The 15,000-nt window shown below is 74.9% G+C and carries 13 protein-coding genes; 4 read left to right on the forward strand and 9 right to left on the reverse strand.

Annotated features, from left to right (window positions below; translation table 11 throughout):
- From ADK60_RS01350 to ADK60_RS01360, 3 genes are all read right to left on the reverse strand, one after another.
- Positions 1-1,323, reverse strand: a 1,323-nt coding sequence (locus ADK60_RS01350; RefSeq protein ID WP_159400254.1) for a heavy metal translocating P-type ATPase, incomplete at its 3' end; no start/stop codon positions are given.
- A gap of 77 nt (positions 1,324-1,400) precedes the next feature.
- Positions 1,401-1,619, reverse strand: coding sequence for a heavy-metal-associated domain-containing protein (locus ADK60_RS01355; RefSeq protein ID WP_030395102.1), 219 nt, complete (start codon positions 1,617-1,619; stop codon positions 1,401-1,403).
- Positions 1,620-2,020: 401 nt separating this feature from the next.
- A complete protein-coding gene (locus tag ADK60_RS01360; protein ID WP_107094462.1) occupies positions 2,021-2,962 on the reverse strand; it encodes a PrsW family glutamic-type intramembrane protease in 942 nt (313 codons plus the stop codon).
- Positions 2,963-3,127: 165 nt separating this feature from the next.
- On the opposite strand from ADK60_RS01360, the gene ADK60_RS01365 reads away from it, so the two are divergent.
- Entirely contained in the window at positions 3,128-4,318 is a 1,191-nt protein-coding gene (locus tag ADK60_RS01365; protein WP_234370888.1) for a PP2C family protein-serine/threonine phosphatase, read from the forward strand.
- A gap of 9 nt (positions 4,319-4,327) precedes the next feature.
- Here ADK60_RS01365 and dhaL read toward each other — a convergent pair whose 3' ends face one another.
- Both dhaL and dhaK read right to left on the reverse strand, forming a co-directional pair.
- A complete protein-coding gene (gene dhaL / locus ADK60_RS01370; protein ID WP_053642494.1) occupies positions 4,328-5,014 on the reverse strand; it encodes a dihydroxyacetone kinase subunit DhaL in 687 nt (228 codons plus the stop codon).
- 79 nt (positions 5,015-5,093) lie between these two features.
- Complete coding sequence (gene dhaK / locus ADK60_RS01375) at positions 5,094-6,089, reverse strand: dihydroxyacetone kinase subunit DhaK (protein WP_045939265.1); 996 nt, start codon at positions 6,087-6,089, stop codon at positions 5,094-5,096.
- A gap of 142 nt (positions 6,090-6,231) precedes the next feature.
- Between dhaK and dhaM the strand changes: the two genes are divergently transcribed.
- A complete protein-coding gene (gene dhaM, locus ADK60_RS01380) occupies positions 6,232-6,624 on the forward strand; it encodes a dihydroxyacetone kinase phosphoryl donor subunit DhaM (RefSeq protein ID WP_053642496.1) in 393 nt (130 codons plus the stop codon).
- A 55-nt stretch (positions 6,625-6,679) separates the two neighbouring features.
- On the opposite strand, the gene ADK60_RS01385 is transcribed toward dhaM, so the two are convergent.
- Positions 6,680-8,395: a bifunctional 3'-5' exonuclease/DNA polymerase gene (locus tag ADK60_RS01385; protein ID WP_053642498.1), complete on the reverse strand. Its 1,716-nt coding sequence runs from the start codon at positions 8,393-8,395 to the stop codon at positions 6,680-6,682.
- A gap of 192 nt (positions 8,396-8,587) precedes the next feature.
- Here ADK60_RS01385 and ADK60_RS01390 point away from each other — a divergent pair, with 192 nt between their 5' ends.
- A complete protein-coding gene (locus ADK60_RS01390) occupies positions 8,588-10,612 on the forward strand; it encodes a M3 family metallopeptidase (RefSeq protein WP_078896374.1) in 2,025 nt (674 codons plus the stop codon).
- Positions 10,613-10,712: 100 nt separating this feature from the next.
- Here the strand turns inward: ADK60_RS01390 and ADK60_RS01395 are convergent, their stop codons facing one another.
- Both ADK60_RS01395 and ADK60_RS01400 read right to left on the reverse strand, forming a co-directional pair.
- Complete coding sequence (locus tag ADK60_RS01395; RefSeq protein WP_053642500.1) at positions 10,713-12,167, reverse strand: cellulase family glycosylhydrolase; 1,455 nt, start codon at positions 12,165-12,167, stop codon at positions 10,713-10,715.
- A 120-nt stretch (positions 12,168-12,287) separates the two neighbouring features.
- A complete protein-coding gene (locus tag ADK60_RS01400; protein ID WP_053642502.1) occupies positions 12,288-12,944 on the reverse strand; it encodes a TetR family transcriptional regulator in 657 nt (218 codons plus the stop codon).
- 193 nt (positions 12,945-13,137) lie between these two features.
- Between ADK60_RS01400 and ADK60_RS01405 the strand changes: the two genes are divergently transcribed.
- A complete protein-coding gene (locus ADK60_RS01405; RefSeq protein ID WP_030395091.1) occupies positions 13,138-14,355 on the forward strand; it encodes an acyl-CoA dehydrogenase family protein in 1,218 nt (405 codons plus the stop codon).
- 22 nt (positions 14,356-14,377) lie between these two features.
- Here ADK60_RS01405 and ADK60_RS01410 read toward each other — a convergent pair whose 3' ends face one another.
- A complete protein-coding gene (locus tag ADK60_RS01410) occupies positions 14,378-14,989 on the reverse strand; it encodes a hypothetical protein (protein ID WP_053642506.1) in 612 nt (203 codons plus the stop codon).
- Between the last annotated feature and the right edge of the window lie 11 nt (positions 14,990-15,000).

The following is a 15,000-nucleotide window of genomic DNA, read 5'->3' on the forward strand; positions in this document are numbered from 1 at the left end:
CTGGGCGCCGCGGCCGGTGCCGACCATCAGGGCGGTCGGGGTGGCCAGGCCGAGGGCGCACGGGCAGGCGATGATCAGCACCGCCACGGCGGCGGTGAACGCCTCGGTGGCGCTGTCGGTGGCCAGCAGCCAGCCGATCAGGGTGCCGAGCGCGATCAGGATGACCACCGGCACGAAGACGGCGGAGATGCGGTCGGCGAGCCGCTGGGCGGCGGCCTTGCCGTTCTGGGCGTCCTCGACCAGCCGGGCCATCCGGGCGAGCCGGGTGTCCGCGCCGACCCGGGTGGCCTCCACCACCAGCCGGCCGCCGGCGTTGACGGTGGCGCCGGTGACGGTGTCGCCGACCGCCACCTCGACCGGCACGGACTCACCGGTCAGCATCGAGGCGTCCACGGCGGAGGCACCCTCCACCACGATGCCGTCGGTGGCGATCTTCTCCCCGGGACGGACCACGAAGCGGGTGCCGACGGTGAGCCGGTCGACCGGCAGCCGGACCTCCCGGCCGCCCTGGAGGACGGCGACGTCCTTGGCGCCGAGGTCCAGCAGGGCGTGCAGCGCGGCCCCGGCGCGGCGCTTGGAGCGGGCCTCCAGGTAGCGGCCGAGCAGGATCAGCACGGTGACGGCGGAGGCCGTCTCCAGGTAGAGCATGGACGAGGCGTCGGTGTCGCCGACCGAGAGGGAGAACTCGTGCCGCATCCCGGGCATGCCGGCGTCGCCCCAGAAGAGCGCCCAGAAGGACCAGCCGAAGGCGGCCAGGGTGCCGAGCGAGACCAGGGTGTCCATGGTCGCGGCGCCGTGCTTGAGGTTGGTCCAGGCGGCGCGGTGGAACGGCAGGCCGCCGTACACCACGACGGGGCCGGTGAGGGCGAAGGCCAGCCACTGCCAGTTGGTGAACTGGAGGGCCGGGACCATCGACCAGAGGACCACCGGCAGGCTGAGCAGTCCGCTGACGAGCAGCCGGTCGAGCAGGGGGTCGGTCGGCCCGGTGCCGGTGGCGGCCCCGGCGGGCGCCTCGGCCGGGGCGGCGGGCACGGGCGGGGGCGGGAGTTCGGCGGTGTAGCCGGTGTTCTCGACGGTGGCGATGAGGTCGGCCACGCTGACGTCGGGCCCGAAGTCGACTCTGGCCTTCTCGGTGGCGTAGTTGACGGTGGCCTCGACGCCGTCCATCCGGTTGAGCTTCTTCTCGATCCGGGCGGCGCAGGCGGCGCAGGTCATGCCGCCGATCGACAGTTCGACGCGCTCGCGGACGGCGGTCGGTCCCGCCGGGCCGGCTATGGCGCTCGTCGCGTCCGGGGAGGTGGAGCCCGGGGTGGAGGTGCTCATGTGCTGATCAGCTCCTTGAAAAGGACGCGGCGGAGGACGGGGAGACCGGGGCCTCCGCCGCGCGAGGGGGCTCTCTCTCAGGCGGAGCGGCCGACCAGCTCGTAGCCGGCCTCGTCGACGGCGGCGCGGACCAGCTCGTCGTCCAGCTGGTCGCTGGTGGAGACGGTGACGGTACCGGCCTTGGCGTCGGCGGAGACCTCCGTCACCCCGGCGAGGCCGGAGAGCTCCTTGCTCACCGAGTTCTCGCAGTGTCCGCAGCTCATGCCGGTCACGGTGTAGGTGATGGTGCTGGACATCGGGGCCTCCGGGGAGTTCGGTACGGGCGCGAGCGTACGCCCGGGCCCTGCTCTTGGGAACAGCATACCCCTAAGGGGTATTCCGTAAGAGTACGGAATTTGTGGTGTGGATCGCATTCCGGTTGCCGTTCGGGCGGGCCGGATCATGTTCCGAGAGCAGAGCGTAGGCGTCCGGACACGCTGTGCTCGAATCCGCGCCGTGGCGCGGGCGGATTCGGGGTGCGGCCCCGGAGCCTTCCAGGAAGTCGTTCGAGAGTCGTCCGGAGTTCCGGAGTTCCTCGGTCCAGTGGTCCCGATGTTCCAGGGGGTCCCGGTGGTTCTGGTCGTCCCGGCGGTCCTGGCGGTCCTGGCGGTCCTGGCGGTCCTGGTGGTCCCGGCCGGCCGGTCCGGGGCGGCGGGCCTCAGGCCGGGACGGAGGGGAGCTGGGCCGGGATCGGGGACCGCCGGTCGCCGCGGACCAGCAGGCGCAGCCAGTACAGTCCGCCGAGCGCGACCAGGACCAGCCCGGCCGTGTCGTACAGGGTGTAGAGGTGGACCTGCTCGGTGGTCGGGCTCGGCAGGCGGCCCAGCTCGAACAGGGCGCGCTGCCAGTCGGCGGAGGTGCTCCGGGCCACCAGCCAGACCGCGATTCCGCCCATCGAGTCCCAGAGCGCGTGCAGCAGCGAGACGCCGAGACAGGTCAGCAGGACCGGCGGGGTGAGGCGGAACCGGCCGCCGCGCCGCTCGCGGAACAGCACGCCGCCGAGCAGCGCCGTCCACAGGATGTGGCCGACCGGCGCCAGGACACCGCGCAGGATCTCGGTCTCCACCAGGTTGCGCAGTGAGAGCCCGTCGGTGGTGAGCACGGCGTTGAAGGCGTACCCGGCGCTCTCGAAGGCGGCGAAGCCGGCGCCGACGGTGGCGCCCAGTACCAGGCCGTGCCGCAGGCCGCTCACCCGCAGCCGCCGGCTGACCAGGACCAGGGCGGTCAGCTTGGCCGCTTCCTCGATCAGGCCGACGCCGAGGTGCGTCCAGGCCGAGGGGGAGAGCAGGCAGGTCTCCAGGACGGAGGCGCCGAGTACGCCGATGAGGCCGCCGACGCCGAAGCAACCGAGGATCCGGTCGGCGCCGAGGCCGGTGGCGTGGCGTTCGTACGCCCGGGTCGCCACGGTGACCGGGACGAGGAAGCTGCCGAGCAGGACGATCGTCGGCACCAGGTTGCTGTTGCCGGTGAGGAAGGTGACGGCGACGGTCGCGATCCACAGCAGCAGTCCGCCGAGGAGGATCCGGGGCCACTGGGCGGGGCGGGCCGAGGGGCGGACGGAGGGGGCGGAGAGGTGGGGGGTGTTGCGGTGTCCGGACACCGGTGAGGGCTCCCTTGTGTGATCCGCTTTCGTCGCACTGTATGACGAATCAGGTGCTTTGGTACCTTTTGGCACAGTCCGTGGAGTGACGGCGCCTGCGTCCGGGGGAGTGCCCGCGCCCGGGGTGCGCGGGTGGGCGGGTTGATCGTCCGTTATGTTCGATATGTGTTCCCGATCCGTCGAGCCCAGTCGCCGTCCGATCCGACCGGCGCCGGGCAGCCGCCGGCCCGGCGGCGCGGCGCGCTGCTCGCCGTCGACCTGCTCGACATCCCGTTCTGGCGCCGGGCCGCACCCGCCCTGCTCGCGATCGTGCTGGTCGGCCTGGCGGACCTCTACTCCGGCCGGGACCGCTACCTCGCCCCCCTGATGACCGTCGTCCCCAGCATCGCCGCGCTCACCCTGCGGCCGCTCGAACTGCTCGGCGTCTGCGGGCTCGGCCTGCTCGCCGTCTTCGGCCTCAGCCACTACGACGAGGTCGACACCATCAACGACGCCCGCTTCCTCTGGGGCGCGATGATCAGCTATCTGCTGCTCACCGTCTTCTCCGCCTGGGTCGCCAGGATCAGGATGCGCCGGGCCGCCGCCTTCGCCGCGGTCAGCTCCGTCGCGGAGGCCGCGCAGCGGGCCCTGCTGCGGCTGCCGGGCCCGGTCGTCGGGCCGCTGCGCCTCGCCGTCCGGTACGTTTCCGCCGCCGACGCCTCCAAGATCGGCGGGGACCTCTACTCCGTCCTGGAGACCCCGCACGGCACCCGGGTCGCGGTCGGTGACGTGCGCGGCAAGGGGCTCGGCGCGGTGCAGACCGCCGCCGTGGTGCTCGGCGCCTTCCGCGAGGCCGCGTACGACGAGGCCGGGCTGCCCGGGGTGGCCGCCAGGATCGAGGCCAGCGTGGAGCGGCACGTGCCGGACGGCGAGTTCACCACCGCGCTGTTCGCCGAGTTCCGCCGGCCCGGCGTGGTCGAGCTGCTCCAGTGCGGGCACGTCCCGCCGATCCGGGTCGACCAGGACGGCCTGGCGCACGTGCTGGACGCGCCCGACCCCTGGGTGCCGCTCGGCCTCGGCCGGCTGGCCTTCGGCGAGCCGAGCACCTGGGACCAGGCGTTCGGGATCGAGGACGTGCTGGTGCTGTGCACCGACGGCGTGGTCGAGGCCAGGCACCGGGACAACGGCGAGTTCTACCCGCTGGCGGAGCGGGTCGGGCCGCTGGTGCGCGGCGCGGCCCGCTCCGCCGCCGAGCTGGAGGCGGCCGTCGGCCGGGTCTACGCCGACCTGCTGGCGCACACCGGGGGCGAGCTCCGGGACGACGCGCTGCTGCTGCTCGTCACCCGCACCGACCCGGACTGGACGGTGCAGCCCTAGGGCCCGTCTTCAGGCCGTCCGGGCGGCGGTGGTGTCGGCGAGGGCCCGGAAGAGCAGGGCGGTGGAGGCGGCGCCGGGGTCCTGGTGGCCGATGCTGCGCGGGCCGAGGTAGGAGGCGCGGCCCTTGCGGGCCTGGAGCGGCACGGTGTCCAGGGCGCCCCGTTCGGCACCCCCGGCCGCCGCCGCGGCGGCCTCCGGCAGTCCGGCCCCGGCGGCCACCGCCTCGCGGTAGGCGTCCAGGGCGGGCGTCCAGGCGTCCACGATGGTCTTGTCCCCCGGCGCGGCCCGGCCGAGGTCCCGGACCGCCCGCAGCCCGGCGGCCAGTGCGTCGCCCAGCCCGGCCGCGTCGGCGGAGGGCTGTCCGGGCGGCGGCAGCGCGGCGCCGATCGCGCGGAAGGCCTTGCCGTAGAGCGGGCCGGAGGCGCCGCCGACCTTGGAGATCAGGGTGCTGCCGGTCCTGGTCAGCAGTGCGCCGGGGCCGCCGTCCGGTGCGGGCGCGTCCGGGCCGTCTGCGCCGTCCTGGCCGTCCGAGCCGTCCAGGGTGGCCAGGACGGCGGCGAAGCCGCGTCGCAGATTGCTGCCGTGGTCGCCGTCGCCGATCGCCGAGTCCAGCTCGGTGAGCCGCTCGTGCTCCCGTTCGACCGCCGCGGCGATCGCGCGGACCCAGTCCTCGGCGAGACGGGTGTCGACGTCCATGCGGATGGCTCCTTCGGGTCGTTCGGGTCGTTCGGCCGGGGTGTCCTGGGGTGCCCTGGGGCGGGCGGTTCCGGGCGGTTCAGGCGCGCTTGAGGGCCGGGGTGTCCACCGGGGCGTCCCACAGCTCCAGCAGCTGCGCGTCGGCCTTGGTGAGGGTGAGCGAGAAGCCCGCCATGTCCAGGCTGGTCACATAGTTGCCGACCAGGCTGCGGGCCACCGTGATGCCGTGCTCGGCCAGCCGGGCGGCGACCTCGCCGAAGACGATGTACAGCTCCAGCAGCGGCGTCCCGCCCAGCCCGTTGACCAGGGCGATCACCTCGTCCCCGGCGGTCAGGTGGTGATCGGTGAGGATCGTCGACACCACCTCGGCGACCAGTTCGCGGGCCGGGCGGAGCTTCTCCCGGCGGCGGCCCGGCTCGCCGTGGATGCCGACGCCGACCTCGATCTCGTCCTCGGCCAGCTCGAAGCCGGGCCGGCCCGCAGCCGGGACGGTCGCCCCGGTCAGCGCGATCGCGAACGAGCGGGAGGCCGCGTTCACCCGCTCGCCGACGGCGGCCACCGCGTCCAGCGGCGCGCCGCGCTCGGCCAGCGCGCCCGCGATCTTCTCCACCGCCACCGTCGCGCCGGTGCCGCGCCGGCCGGCCGTCCAGGTGGAGTCCTCGACCGCGACGTCGTCGTTGACCAGCACGGTGCGGACCTCGATGCCCCGCTCGGCGGCCAGCTCCGCGGCGAGCTCGAAGTTCATCACGTCACCGGTGTAGTTCTTGACCACGAACACCACGCCGGCGCCGGAGTCCACGGCCTCGGCGGCGGCCAGCACCTGGTCCGGGACGGGCGAGGTGAAGACCTCGCCGGGGCAGGCCGCGTCGAGCATGCCGGGGCCGACGAAGCCGCCGTGCAGCGGCTCGTGCCCGGACCCGCCGCCGGACACCAGGGCCACCTTGGGGGCCGGTGGCCGCACCGCCCGGGTGATCACCCGGTTGGCGAGGTCCACCGCCAGCTCCGGATGGGCGGCGGCCACTCCGGCCAGCGCGTCCTCCAGGACGGTCTCCGCGGTGTTGATGAGCTTCTTCACGGTGTACGCGCTCCCCTCGGCCGACGGTGCTGACCCGACGCTACGCCGGACGGGCGGCCGGCGTCCCGGATCCGGCCCGCCGCCCGCCGCCTCACTCGAATGGAGTAACTGCCGGACGCCCGACCGGCTCTAGGGTCGGGGCATGAGTGGACACGTGGGCATCGTCCTGGTCTCGCACAGCGCCGCGCTGGCCAATGGGTTGAGGGAACTGCTGGGGGAGCTGGCCTCGGCGGAGGTGCGGGTGGTGGTGGCCGCCGGTACCGAGGACGGCGGGCTCGGCAGCAGCTACGAGCTGATCGCCCGGGCCGTGGCGGCGGCGGACTCCGGGGCGGGGGCCGTGGTGCTGCCGGACCTCGGGAGTTCGGTGCTGACGGCGCTGACCGTGCTGGAGGACCAGCCCCGCCCCGGGGTCGTGCTGGTGGACGCGCCGTTCGTGGAGGGCGCGGTCGCCGCCGCGGTGACCGCCTCGACCGGGGCCGCGCTGGCCGAGGTGGTCGCCGCCGCCGAGGAAGCGCGCGGCTTCCGCAAGCTGTGAGCGCCAGTGGCAGTGGCAGTGCCGGTGCCGGTGGCGACGGCAGCGGCGACGGCGGCTACTTGGCGTCGGCGTAGCACTCCACCACGGCGGTGCTCAGCGGGAAGCGGACCGGGGTCTCGCCGAAGACCAGCCGGCGGGCCTCGTCCGCCGCCGCGTCGACCGCCGCCGCCACCTCGTCCGCCAGATTGGCCGGGGTGTGCACCATCACCTCGTCGTGCTGGAAGAACACCAGATGCGGGCGGTCCGCCGCCGAGGCCACCGGGAGCTCGGCCAGCCGGCGGCGCAGCGCGGCCAGCAGCGCCAGCGCCCAGTCGGCGGCACTGGCCTGGATGACGAAGTTGCGGGTGAACCGGCCCCGGGAGCGGGCCCGGCGCCCGCCCTCCTCGCCGCCCGCCTCGCCCGCCTCGGTCAGGTCGAGGAAGTCGGCCGAGGCGGGCGGGCACGGACGGCCCAGCCGGGAGGCCACCACGCCGCCGTCCTCGCCGGTGCGGGCGGCCGCCTCGACGTAGCCCATCGCGGCCGGGTAGCGGGTGCGCAGGGTCGCCAGCAGCGGGCCGATGTCGCCGCTGGTCTGGCCGTACATGGCGCCGAGCAGGCCGAGCTTGGCCTTGTCGCGGTCGCCCTGGAAGGCGGAGGCGGCGAGCGCCTCGTACAGGTCGCCGCCGGCCGCGGTGCGGGCCAGCCCGGCGTCCTGGGAGAGCGCGGCGAGGACCCGCGGCTCCAGCTGGGCGGCGTCGGCGACGACCAGCAGCCGGCCCGGGTCGGCGACCACGGCGCGGCGCAGGATGCGCGGGATCTGCAGCGCGCCGCCGCCGCGGCTGGCCCAGCGGCCGGAGACCACGCCGCCGACCACGTACTCGGGGCGGAACCGGCCGTCGCGCACCCAGGCGTCCTGCCAGGCCCAGCCGTGCGCCACGTGGAGCCGGGACAGCTCCTTGTAGCGGATCAGCAGCCGGGCCGCCGGGTGGTCGATCCGTTTCAGCTCCCAGGAGCGGGTGGAGCCGAGCTGGATGCCGGCCTCGGCGAAGGCGCGCAGCACCTGGGCGTGCGAGTCGGGGTTGAACGTGCGGCCGCCGAGCGCCTCCCGGAGCTCGGCCGCGAGCTCGGCGAGCACCCGCGGTTGCGCGCCGGCGACGGTCGGGCGGGGGCCGAGCAGCTCGGTGAGCAGCCGGTCGTGCACATCAGTCCGCCAGGGCAGGCCGTCGTGGCCCATCTCGGCGGCGGACAGCGCGCCCGCCGACTCGGCGGCCAGCAGCAGCCGGTACCGGCCCCGGGCCTCCTGGTCCTCGATCGCCGCCAGCCGGCGCTGCTGCTCGGCGTGGACGGCGACCACGGCGGCCAGCGGGTCGGTGCCGGGCGGCAGCTGGAGCCGGTCGGGGGCGAACAGCGTGTCCTGGCCGTCGTCGGCCTCCGCGGAGCCGGGCTCGGGCAGGTCGGCGGGTACCGGCAGGCCGCGCAGCCGGGCCCAGGCGGCGCCCAGCGACCGCGGGGCGCCGAACCGGCCCTCGTGGGCGAGCAGCAGCGCCTCGACCAGCCGCAGGTCGTGGCAGCGGGCGAGCCGGCCGGGCAGCCGGGGGAGCAGCGGGTCGTAGCCGGACTCGGCGGCGGCCCACACCCAGCGCGGGTGCTCGGCGGCCTCCCGCCCGGCGACGGCGGCGGCGAGGTCGGGCACGGGGACGGGCGGCCCGAGCGGGGTGCCCGCCTCGTCGAGCGGCTGGAGCCGGCCGCCGGGGCCGTGCGGGTCGGGGGCGAGGGCGATCCTGGGTGCCACGGGGCTCCTCCTCTCGTGCGGACGGGGACCGTCCGGGGGCGTACGGCCGGTCGGTGCCGACGGTAGCGGGAGGGTACGACAACCGGAGCCGCGCCGTTCGGCGGCCGGGCCGGGGGGCGCCCGCGTCCCGTGCGCGCCGGTGCCCGGGAGGAGGCGTAGGCAGCGCCGATGACACGGCGTAAGGTCGGCGGAATGACCGAGAACCCGTTCTTCAAGGCCAGCACCCTGGCCTACGAACTGCCGCCGTTCGCCGAGATCCGGCCGGAGCACTACCTGCCCGCCTTCGAGCGCGGGATGGCCGAGCAGCTGGCCGAGATCGCCGCGATCACCGCCGATCCGGCGCCGGCGACCGTTGAGAACACCCTGGTCGCGCTGGAGCGCTCGGGGACGCTGCTGCGCCGGGTCCGCGGGGTCTTCGACAACCACTCCTCCGCCGACACCACTCCCGAGGTCGACCGGATCGACGCGGAGATCAGCCCCCGGCTGGCCGCGCACCGGGACGCGATCCACCTGGACGCCGCGCTGTTCGCCCGGGTGGAGGAGCTGTACGCCCGCCGCGCCGGACTCGACCTGGACCCGGAGTCGCTGCGGCTGCTGGAGCGCCGGTACACCGCGTTCGTCCGGGCGGGGGCCCGGCTGGGTGCCGAGCAGCAGGCCCGGCTGCGCGGAATCAACGCCGAACTGGCGACCGCCGCCTCGGAGTTCCGCCAGAACGTGTCGGCCGACTCGAAGGCCCGCGCGCTGGTGCTGGACTCCGCCGAGCAGCTGGCCGGCCTCTCCCCGGACGCGATCGCGGCGGCCGCCGAGAACGGCCGCGCGCTCGGGCACGACGGCAGTTATGTGCTCAGCCTGAAGAACTTCTCCAACCAGACCGAGCTCGCCTCGCTCACCGACCGCTCGGTGCGCGAGCGGCTGCTCACCGCCTCGCTCGGCCGGGCCGCCGGGACCAACGGCCCACTGGCGATCCGGATGTCCGCGCTGCGCGCCGAGCGGGCCCGTCTGCTCGGGTACGACACCCACGCCGCCTACGTGGTGGCCGACGAGACGGCCGGCACCGTGGAGGCGGTGGACGCGCTGCTCGCCCGGCTGGTGCCGCCGGCCGTGGCCAACGCCCGCCGGGAGGCCGCCGAGCTGGCCAAGGTCGCCGCCGCCGACGGCGTCGAGGAGATCGCCGCGCACGACTGGGCGTACTACTCGGAGCAGGTCCGGCAGTCCTCGTACCAGGTGGACGCGGCGGCGCTGCGCCCGTACTTCGAGCTGGAGCGGGTGCTGCGGGACGGCGTCTTCTTCGCCGCCGGCCTCGCCTACGGGGTGAGCTTCACCGAGCGTCCCGACCTGGTCGGCTACCACCCCGATGTGCGGGTCTTCGAGGTGTTCGACGCGGACGGCACCGCGCTCGGCCTGTTCCTCGGCGACTTCCACGCCAGGGCGTCCAAGCGCGGCGGTGCGTGGATGGACGAACTGGTCACCCAGTCCGGGCTGTTGGGCCAGCGGCCGGTGGTCTACAACAACCTGAACATCGCCAAGCCGGCGCCCGGTGAGCCGGTGCTGCTGTCCTGGGACGAGGTGCGGACGCTGTTCCACGAGTTCGGCCACGCGCTGCACGGGCTGTTCTCGGACGTGCGCTTCCCGTACTTCGCGGGCACCGCCGTGCCGCGGGACTTCGTGGAGTTCCCGTCCCAGGTCAACGAGATGTGGATGGTGTGGCCGGAGGTCCTGGCCAACTACGCCCGGCACCACGCGACCGGCGAGCCGCTGCCGGCCGAGCTGGTCGGGCGGATCGAGGCGGCGGAGTCCTTCGGGCAGGGCTTCCGGACCGTCGAGTACCTGGCGGCGGCGCTGCTGGACTGGGCCTGGCACACCCTGCCGGAGGGCCAGGAGGTGGCGGACGCCGAGGAGTTCGAGGCGGCGGCGCTGGCGAAGGCCGGGCTGGCGGTGGCGGCGGTCCCGCCGCGCTACCGGACCACGTACTTCGGGCACATCTTCGCGGGCGGGTACAGCGCGGGCTACTACGCGTACATCTGGTCGGAGGTCCTGGACGCCGACACGGTGGAGTGGTTCAAGGACGGCGGGCGGAGCGTGCGCGAGAGCGGCGAGGTGTTCCGGCGCGAGCTGCTGGCGCGCGGCGACAGCCGGGACGCGCTGGACTCCTTCCGCGCGGTGGTCGGGCGCGACCCGGAGACCGCCCCGCTGCTGGCCCGGCGCGGGCTGCTGTAGGGCCTGTTCCCGGTGCGGACGCCGGCCCGGCGGCGCGGTGCGCGCCGCCGGGTCGTCGGGCCGTCGGGCCGCCGGGCTGTCGTCGGGTGGCGGCCGGGGTTCAGCGGGGTTCGAGGACGACGGTGACCGGCGTGCCCGGGCGGGCGTGCGGGAGCCGGATCCGGGCGCGGCCGGCCCGGTCGCCGCTCGGCTGCTCGACCTCGACCAGGGCGCCGGACGGCTGCGCCGTGACGCGTACGCCGGTGGGGAACGCGGCTGCGGGCAGCGCGAGTTCGGTGCTCCGGCCGGTGCCGTCGGCGTTCCAGCGGACGGTGTGCCGGACGCCGTCGGAGGCGGTGCGGGCGCCCGTGCCGGCGGTCGCGACCGGGTACGGGCCGAAGGCCGGCTCCTCGCCCGGGGCGGGCCGGCCGGCCGGGTCGAGCGCGCAGTAGCCGCCGTTGCCCCGGCACCAGTACCAGAGCGTCCAGCCGCCCGCGAAGCCGTCCATCGCCTCGACCTGGCGGCGGACCAGCTGGGTGTTGCCGGGTGTGCGGGAGTTCGGCGGGCCCCACTCGCCGACCAGGACCGGCAGTCGGCGGGCGTTCGGGTAGGCGGTGATCGCGGCGGTGTAGCGCTCGACGAAGCCGCCGGCCGGGTCCCAGTCGGCGCCGGACTCGACGGCGGTGTCGTAGAAGTGCGGCGCGTAGCCGAGCCGGGGCGCGCCGGGGCGGGGGTCGGTGAAGCCGGGCAGCCGGGTGGGGACGCCCTGGCCGACCAGGACGGTCGGTTCGACGAACAGCCAGGCGCGGGTGTCGGCCCGGCGCACGGCGGAGATCAGCCGCCGGTACATGGCGGCCAGCCGGCCCTGTTCCAGTTCGGCGGCGGAGCGGGCGAGCACCTCCGGGTCGGCCGGGTCGCCGTCCACCGGGCCGAACGGCTCGTTGAACAGGTCGTAGCCCAGCAGCGAGCGGTGGCCGCGCAGTTCGCGGGCCAGCCGGGTGTAGAAGTCGGCCTGCCAGGCGCGCAGGTCGGCGTCGTCGTAGAGGTGCCGGAAGGCGGCCTGGACGCCGGGCTGGAAGTAGCCGGCGAACCAGTCGTCGGGGTCGGCCTCGAACGGCAGGCCGTCGTCGCGGGTGGCCCAGGGCGGGATGCCCCGGTCCCCGCCGCCGAAGTACGGGCCGTAGACGTCCTGGTGGAGGTCGACCAGGACGAGCAGGCCGGAGCGGTCGGCCGCGTCCAGGAGCCGGTGCAGCCGCCGCAGTTCGGCCGGGTCGAGGCGGCCCCGGGTCGGCTCCAGCCTGGTCCAGGAGACCGGCAGGCGGACCAGGGTGAAGCCCTGGGCGGCGATCGACCCGAGGTCCTGCTCGGTGGCCTCGGCGTACTTGTCGAGGTTGAAGCCGCGCAGCTGGAGCCGGCGGCCGGCGGCGTCGGTGAGGTCGGTGCGGCCGTCCGGGGCGGTGGCGGTGCCGGTGGGGAACGCCGGTGCGCGGGACGGGGAGTGGGCCCGGGCCGGAGCGGCGGGCAGGGCGAGGGCGGCGGCGATCAGGAGGGCAACGGCGGTGCGGGGCGGGCGCATCGGGACCTCCGGGGTGGGCGAGGGTGGGGCCCGATGATGCCCGCCGGGCCCGCGCCGCACAAGGGAGCGGTGCGGACCCGAAGTGGAACGCGACTGCCAGGAAGGACTATTGAGGGTCGATCAGCCGATGGGGCGGTCCGAGGGCTCCGTCGTCGGGGCAGGGGTCGGCGCCGGTCCGGCGGGCAGGGCGGCGGTCGGCAGGTCGGCGGCGGCGGCGAGCCGCCCCCAGAGCAGGTCGGCGAGCGCCTGGACCATCCGGGTGCGCGAGCAGGGGCGGGACTCCAGCCACCAGTCGCCGGCCGCCAGCACCATGCCGGTGATCGCCCGGCCCCAGACCTCGGCGAGCAGTTCGCGGTCGGCGCCGAGGTCGACCTGCCCGGCGACGGCCCGGGTGATCTCCTCGGCGATCTGCCGGAGGGCCGGGGCGAGCGCGTTGCCCGCGCCGCTGGGGTCGCCGGGTTCGGGGTGGGTGAGCAGCCGGTAGACCTGGGGGCGGGACTCGATCCCGGCGAGGTAGGTGTCCAGGACGTGCTCGACCCGGTCGCGGCGTTCCAGCGGTTCGGCCAGCGCGGCCCGGACGGCGGCCAGCAGCCCGCCGGTGTGGCGTTCGGTCAGGGCCCGGATCAGGCCGTTCCGGTCGCCGAAGTGCCGGTAGAGGATCGGCTTGGTGATCCCGGCCTCGGCGGCGATGGCGTTCATGCTCGCGCCCGGGCCCTCGCGCTGGATGACCCGGTCGGCGGCGTTGAGCAACTGCTCCCGGCGGGGCTCTGGGTCCATGCGCTGTTCCTTCGCTTCCGTGCCGGGTGTTCCGGCACCGGCGTTGACACCGGTTACCAAGCAGTAGCAGACTCCGACGATGTTACCGGTGGTAACACCCTGGTCGGTCGCACCTTTCGGTCGAATCCTCGAACGCACCCCTTCCTCGAACGCACCCGCCCTCGGCCGCACCCTTCTTCGGAGGCACCCACTCATGAGCACCTTCTCCCTGGACCCGGGCCCGGACCAGATCGCCGTCCGCGACTGGCTGCACGGCTTCGCCGCCGACGTGGTGCGGCCCGCCGCCGCCGAGTGGGACGAGCGCGAGGAGACCCCCTGGCCGATCATCCAGGAGGCCGCCAAGCTCGGCATCTACTCGCTGGACTTCTACGCCCAGCAGTACTTCGACCCCTCCGGCGTCGGCATCCCGATCGCCATGGAGGAGCTGTTCTGGGGCGATGCGGGCATCGGCCTGGCCATCGTCGGCACCACCCTCGCCGCCGTCGCGGTCCTCGCCAACGGCACGGACGAGCAGATCGGCACCTGGGCGCCGCAGATGTTCGGCACCCCGGACGACGTCAAGGTGGCGGCGTTCTGCTCCTCCGAGCCCGACGCCGGCTCCGACGTCTCCGCGCTGCGCACCCGGGCCGTGTACGAGGAGGCCACCGACGAGTGGGTGCTGAACGGCACCAAGACCTGGGCCACCAACGGCGGGATCGCCGCCGTCCACGTGGTGGTGGCCACCGTCGACCCGGCGCTCGGCGCGCGCGGGCAGGCGTCCTTCGTGGTGCCACCCGGGACGCCGGGGCTGAGCCAGGGCCAGAAGTTCAAGAAGCACGGCATCCGGGCCTCGCACACCGCCGAGGTGGTGCTGGACTCGGTCCGGCTGCCCGGGCACTGCCTGCTCGGCGGCAAGGAGAAGCTGGACGAGCGCCTCGCCCGGGCCCGCGAGGGTGTCCGCAAGTCCGGGCGGAACGCCGCGATGGCCACCTTCGAGGCTTCCCGGCCGGCCGTCGGCGCGCAGGCGATCGGGATCGCCCGGGCCGCCTACGAGGTGGCGCTGGACTACGCGAAGACCAGGGTGCAGTTCGGCCGCCCGATCATCGACAACCAGGGTGTCGCCTTCCAGTTGGCCGACATGAAGACCCGGATCGACGCGGCCAGGCTGCTGGTCTGGCGGGCCTCCTGGATGGCCGCGACCAACCAGCCGTTCACCTCGGCCGAGGGCTCGATGTCCAAGCTCTACGCGGGCGAGACCGCCAAGTGGGTCACCGCGCAGGCGATGCAGATCCTCGGCGGCAACGGCTTCACCCGGGAGTACCCGGTCGAGCGGATGCACCGGGACAGCGCGATCTACTCGATCTTCGAGGGCACCAGCGAGATCCAGCGGCTGGTGATCGCCCGGGCCGTCTCGGGACTGCCGATCCGCTGACCGCCGGTGGCCGGGCGGGGGGTCAGCGGGCGACCCAGAAGGTGAGCCCGGCCGACAGGGCGCCCACCGCCGTGCCGGCGACCGTCTGCGCGGCGGTGTGGTCCCGCAGCACCACCCGGGACCAGCCGATCGCCGCGACCAGGGGGTAGAGCAACAGCCACCAGGGCGAGAGCGCGACGGCCAGGCAGACCGTCGCGCCGCTCGCCACGGCGGTGTGCACGGAGATCTTCCACCAGACGGTGATCACCAGGATCGGGACCAGTGAGGCGAGCATCGCCACCACCGTCGCGGTCAGGTCGCGCGGGGCGTCCGCGACGAGCATCACCACCAGGCCGGTCGCGACCGAGGCCATGATCAGCGGGAAGAGCGTCAGCCGCCGCTGCCGGTGGCCGACGTGGCGGTCGCCCACGGTGCCCCTGCGCATGCCGTAGTGGATGAACAGGGTCGGGACCACGGCGGTGAACACGGCCGCGAACGCCGCCCAGATGAGGCCGGTCCAGCCGTAGCGGAGGCCGCCGAGCAGGAGCAGCATCGCGATGATGACGTTCTTCGGCTCCAGGCCGTCGGTGATCCGGCGGGCCCGGGCCGTCGTCGGCGTGTCGGGGGTCGTCGCGGCGGGCGTCGCGGTGGTCATCCGGTGGTGCT

The sequence above is a fragment of the Streptomyces sp. XY431 genome, from assembly GCF_001279805.1.
In the GTDB taxonomy this organism is placed as follows: domain Bacteria; phylum Actinomycetota; class Actinomycetes; order Streptomycetales; family Streptomycetaceae; genus Kitasatospora; species Kitasatospora purpeofusca.

Bases quoted from the DNA above. Each gene is read 5' to 3' on its own strand.
- ADK60_RS01355 (WP_030395102.1), bottom strand. From the start codon at position 1,619: ATGTCCAGCACCATCACCTACACCGTGACCGGCATGAGCTGCGGACAC.
- dhaL (WP_053642494.1), bottom strand. From the start codon at position 5,014: ATGGACGTCGACACCCGTCTCGCCGAGGACTGGGTCCGCGCGATCGCC.
- dhaM (WP_053642496.1), top strand. From the start codon at position 6,232: ATGAGTGGACACGTGGGCATCGTCCTGGTCTCGCACAGCGCCGCGCTG.
- ADK60_RS01390 (WP_078896374.1), top strand. From the start codon at position 8,588: ATGACCGAGAACCCGTTCTTCAAGGCCAGCACCCTGGCCTACGAACTG.
- ADK60_RS01395 (WP_053642500.1), bottom strand. From the start codon at position 12,167: ATGCGCCCGCCCCGCACCGCCGTTGCCCTCCTGATCGCCGCCGCCCTC.
- ADK60_RS01400 (WP_053642502.1), bottom strand. From the start codon at position 12,944: ATGGACCCAGAGCCCCGCCGGGAGCAGTTGCTCAACGCCGCCGACCGG.
- ADK60_RS01405 (WP_030395091.1), top strand. From the start codon at position 13,138: ATGAGCACCTTCTCCCTGGACCCGGGCCCGGACCAGATCGCCGTCCGC.
- ADK60_RS01410 (WP_053642506.1), bottom strand. From the start codon at position 14,989: ATGACCACCGCGACGCCCGCCGCGACGACCCCCGACACGCCGACGACG.